Annotated in this window: 3 rRNA genes and 1 pseudogene (2 of these 4 running past the window's edge); all 4 read left to right on the top strand. The window is 57.1% G+C overall.

Going from position 1 to position 5,000, the window contains the following annotated elements:
* A 16S ribosomal RNA gene (locus K789_RS0109295) occupies positions 1-482 on the top strand (it extends 1,042 nt beyond the left edge of the window).
* Positions 483-997: 515 nt separating this feature from the next.
* Positions 998-4,132: ribosomal RNA gene (locus K789_RS0109290) — 23S ribosomal RNA — on the top strand.
* Positions 4,133-4,318: 186 nt separating this feature from the next.
* Positions 4,319-4,435 (top strand): 5S ribosomal RNA (rrf, locus tag K789_RS0109285).
* The 16S, 23S and 5S rRNA genes sit together here, the layout of an rRNA operon.
* Before the next feature lie 157 nt (positions 4,436-4,592).
* A pseudogene (locus K789_RS0109280) lies at positions 4,593-5,000 on the top strand (SRPBCC domain-containing protein) (it continues 93 nt past the right edge of the window).

Below are 5,000 nucleotides of genomic sequence, written 5' to 3'. Positions count from 1 at the left end.
CAGCTCGTGTCGTGAGATGTTGGGTTAAGTCCCGCAACGAGCGCAACCCTCGTTCTATGTTGCCAGCGCGTTATGGCGGGGACTCATAGGAGACTGCCGGGGTCAACTCGGAGGAAGGTGGGGACGACGTCAAATCATCATGCCCCTTATGTCTTGGGCTTCACGCATGCTACAATGGCCGGTACAAAGGGTTGCGATACTGTGAGGTGGAGCTAATCCCAAAAAGCCGGTCTCAGTTCGGATTGGGGTCTGCAACTCGACCCCATGAAGTCGGAGTCGCTAGTAATCGCAGATCAGCAACGCTGCGGTGAATACGTTCCCGGGCCTTGTACACACCGCCCGTCAAGTCACGAAAGTTGGTAACACCCGAAGCCGGTGGCCTAACCCCTTGTGGGAGGGAGCTGTCGAAGGTGGGACTGGCGATTGGGACTAAGTCGTAACAAGGTAGCCGTACCGGAAGGTGCGGCTGGATCACCTCCTTTCTAAGGAGCGCCTACAATCACCGTGCCTCATGTATGTGGGTGTGGCGGGGTTGTCAGGAGTACGCCCGTTGCGCAGACGCTAGTTCTGCGGCGGGTGCTCACGGGTGGAATATCAACAAATAGGTGCCTGGCGGCATGTGCCGGCAGCAAGTACGGATCTTCCTTCGGGCGGGTCCTGGAACGCGGCTGGAATGTTTCGCTGGGTAGTGTTTGGCACACTGTTGGGTCCTGAGGCAACAGGACCATGGCTCATGGCCGGGTTCCCTTACGGGGGAGTCTCCGGTGGTGGGGTGTGGGACTTGTGTTTCTGGTTTCCTGGCTGCACCGATCATGCACTGTTGTGTGTGTGGGGTGTGTGGTATGGGGTTGTTGTTTGAGAACTACATAGTGGACGCGAGCATCTTTTATAAGAAGCAATTTCCAAGAATATGAACCTGGATCTGACCTGGGCGCCTTTTGGGTGTGTGGGTTGGTTTTCGTGGTTCTCTCGAAAATTAGTTTTTTTGATCTTTTGTGGTCAAGTTTTTAAGAGCACACGGTGGATGCCTTGGCATTAGGAGCCGAAGAAGGACGTAGGAATCTGCGATAAGCCTGGGGGAGTCGATAACCGGACTGTGATCCCAGGGTGTCCGAATGGGGAAACCCCGCCAGGGGCGCGAGCTGCCTGGTGACCCGCATCTGAACACATAGGGTGCGTGGAGGGAACGCGGGGAAGTGAAACATCTCAGTACCCGCAGGAAGAGAAAACAATAGTGATTCCGTCAGTAGTGGCGAGCGAACGCGGATCAGGCTAAACCGTTCCATGTGTGATAGCCGGCGGGCGTTGCATGGTCGGGGTTGTGGGACTTCCCATTCTGTCTCTGCCGGGACAGTGGGGTGTGTAGTGCAGGCATAGGTGAACGGTCTTGAAAGGCCGGCCAGAGAGGGTGTGAGCCCCGTAACCGAAATGTTGTGTACCGCCCGGGGAGTATCCCAAGTAGCACGGGGCCCGAGAAATCCCGTGCGAATCTGTCAGGACCACCTGATAAGCCTAAATACTCCCTAATGACCGATAGCGGACCAGTACCGTGAGGGAAAGGTGAAAAGTACCCCGGGAGGGGAGTGAAACAGTACCTGAAACCGTGTGCTTACAATCCGTCGGAGCCAGTCTGATTCTGGTGACGGCGTGCCTTTTGAAGAATGAGCCTGCGAGTTAGTGTTACGTCGCGAGGTTAACCCGTGTGGGGAAGCCGTAGCGAAAGCGAGTCTGAATAGGGCGTTGCAGTGGCGTGATCTAGACCCGAAGCGAAGTGATCTACCCATGGCCAGGTTGAAGCGACGGTAAGACGTCGTGGAGGACCGAACCCACTTCAGTTGAAAATGGAGGGGATGAGCTGTGGGTAGGGGTGAAAGGCCAATCAAACTTCGTGATAGCTGGTTCTCCCCGAAATGCATTTAGGTGCAGCGTTGCGTGTTTCTTACCGGAGGTAGAGCTACTGGATGGCTAATGGGCCCTACAAGGTTACTGACGTCAGCCAAACTCCGAATGCCGGTAAGTGAGAGCGCAGCAGTGAGACTGTGGGGGATAAGCTTCATAGTCGAGAGGGAAACAGCCCAGACCACCAACTAAGGCCCCTAAGCGTGTGCTAAGTGGGAAAGGATGTGGAGTTGCGAAGACAACCAGGAGGTTGGCTTAGAAGCAGCCATCCTTAAAAGAGTGCGTAATAGCTCACTGGTCAAGTGATTCCGCGCCGACAATGTAGCGGGGCTCAAGTACACCGCCGAAGTTGTGGATTTCAGATATTAGCTAAGCCGCCCCTTGTGGGTTGGTTCAGGCGTCTGGAGTGGTAGGGGAGCGTCGTGTGGGCAGTGAAGTCGCGGTGTAAACCAGCGGTGGAGCCTACACGAGTGAGAATGCAGGCATGAGTAGCGAAAGACGGGTGAGAAACCCGTCCGCCGAATGATCAAGGGTTCCAGGGTCAAGCTAATCTGCCCTGGGTAAGTCGGGACCTAAGGCGAGGCCGACAGGCGTAGTCGATGGACAACGGGTTGATATTCCCGTACCGGCGAAAAACCGCCCATGCTGAACAGGGGATACTAACCGCCCAATACCTGCCTGACACCCCTTGTGGGTGAAGGGTTTTGGTGGAGCGCGGGACCTGATCCTGGGAGGCAAGCGTATTAACAGGTGTGACGCAGGAAGGTAGCCGAGCCGGGCGATGGTTGTCCCGGTCTAAGGATGTAGGGCGAACGGTAGGCAAATCCGCCGTTCATGATGCCTGAGACCCGATGGGACTCCCGTAAGGGGGGATTCGGTGATCCTATGCTGCCTAGAAAAGCATCGACGCGAGGTTTTAGCCGCCCGTACCCCAAACCGACACAGGTGATCAGGTAGAGAATACTAAGGCGATCGAGAGAATTATGGTTAAGGAACTCGGCAAAATGCCCCCGTAACTTCGGGAGAAGGGGGGCCCCCATCGTGATGGACACTTGCTGTCCGGAGCGTGCAGGGGCCGCAGAGACCAGGGGGAAGCGACTGTTTACTAAAAACACAGGTCCGTGCGAAGTCGCAAGACGATGTATACGGACTGACTCCTGCCCGGTGCTGGAAGGTTAAGAGGACCGGTTAGCCGCAAGGCGAAGCTGAGAATTCAAGCCCCAGTAAACGGCGGTGGTAACTATAACCATCCTAAGGTAGCGAAATTCCTTGTCGGGTAAGTTCCGACCTGCACGAATGGAGTAACGACTTCCCCGCTGTCTCAACCATAAACTCGGCGAAATTGCAGTACGAGTAAAGATGCTCGTTACGCGCAGCAGGACGGAAAGACCCCGAGACCTTTACTATAGTTTGGTATTGGTGTTCGGAGTGGCTTGTGTAGGATAGGTGGGAGACGTTGAAGCCCGGACGCCAGTTCGGGTGGAGTCATCGTTGAAATACCACTCTGGTCACTTTGGACATCTAACTTCGGCCCGTAATCCGGGTCAGGGACAGTGCCTGATGGGTAGTTTAACTGGGGCGGTTGCCTCCTAAAAAGTAACGGAGGCGCCCAAAGGTTCCCTCAGCCTGGTTGGCAATCAGGTGTCGAGTGTAAGTGCACAAGGGAGCTTGACTGTGAGAGAGACATCTCGAGCAGGGACGAAAGTCGGGACTAGTGATCCGGCGGTACATTGTGGAATGGCCGTCGCTCAACGGATAAAAGGTACCTCGGGGATAACAGGCTGATCTTGCCCAAGAGTCCATATCGACGGCATGGTTTGGCACCTCGATGTCGGCTCGTCGCATCCTGGGGCTGGAGTAGGTCCCAAGGGTTGGGCTGTTCGCCCATTAAAGCGGTACGCGAGCTGGGTTTAGAACGTCGTGAGACAGTTCGGTCCCTATCCGCTGCGCGCGCAGGAAATTTGAGAAGGGCTGTCCTTAGTACGAGAGGACCGGGACGGACGAACCTCTGGTGTGTCAGTTGTACTGCCAAGTGCACCGCTGATTAGCTACGTTCGGATGGGATAACCGCTGAAAGCATCTAAGCGGGAAGCTCGCTTCGAGATGAGATTTCCATACACCTTGTGTGTGAGAGGCCCCCAGCCAGACCACTGGGTTGATAGGCCGGATGTGGAAGCGAGGACTAACGACTCGTGAAGCTGACCGGTACTAATAGGCCGATAACTTACACCACACACCACCCCGCGAACCCATTCAAAAGGGGTTCGCACCCAGGGGTGGTACGAAGAAACAAGACTGCTTGCGTCCACTATGTGGTTCCCAAACAACAAACCCGTTGTTCGAGGAACCAAACCAACTGAATAACACCACAGTTGTAACACCAGATTTCCCACCCCCACGGGGGTTCGGGACACAAGGTTACGGCGGTCATAGCGTGGGGGAAACGCCCGGTCCCATTCCGAACCCGGAAGCTAAGACCCACAGCGCCGATGGTACTGCACCCGGGAGGGTGTGGGAGAGTAGGTCACCGCCGGAACATCATTAAACGGTCGAGGACCCCCAACCACGTTGGGGGTCCTCCCGCATTTAACCCCCACCACAGAAACACCGACCCTCCCGCACCACCGGTAGCCTGCCGGCCACCCCTCCCGCAGATCGTGACGGAGCGGAGGCCACGGGTAGAGTTGGACCCCATGGACAACCTCTTTAGCCACGCTTCCTCTGATGCCGCCGGGACGCCGGAGCCGGCCGCGGCGGACGGGCTCGAACCCGTCGTCTACGCCGTCATCGTGCCGGGCGCGGTCGCCCGCGCCTTTGTGGGTTTCACCGAACACACGCACCTCTGGTGGCCGCTCGAGGAGCACGGCGTCTTCGGCGCCGGTTCCTACGTGGAATTCGAGGAGAATCTCATCCTGGAGACCTCCGACGATGGCAGGACGGCTGTCTGGGGCTCCATCGATGACTGGCAGCCCCCGCTCTCCTTCCATGCCTCCTGGCACCCCGGATCCTCCGCCGTCTGGTCCACCGAGCTGCGGGTCGCGTTCCGGGCCGTGGAGGCCGGCACGGAGCTTCGCCTCGTCCACAGCGGCTGGGAGGGTGCC

This window comes from Arthrobacter sp. TB 26, from assembly GCF_000427315.1.
Lineage (GTDB): Bacteria > Actinomycetota > Actinomycetes > Actinomycetales > Micrococcaceae > Arthrobacter.
The sequence above is the reverse complement of the archived record's forward strand: the minus strand, read 5'-3'. Positions and strand labels throughout refer to the sequence as shown.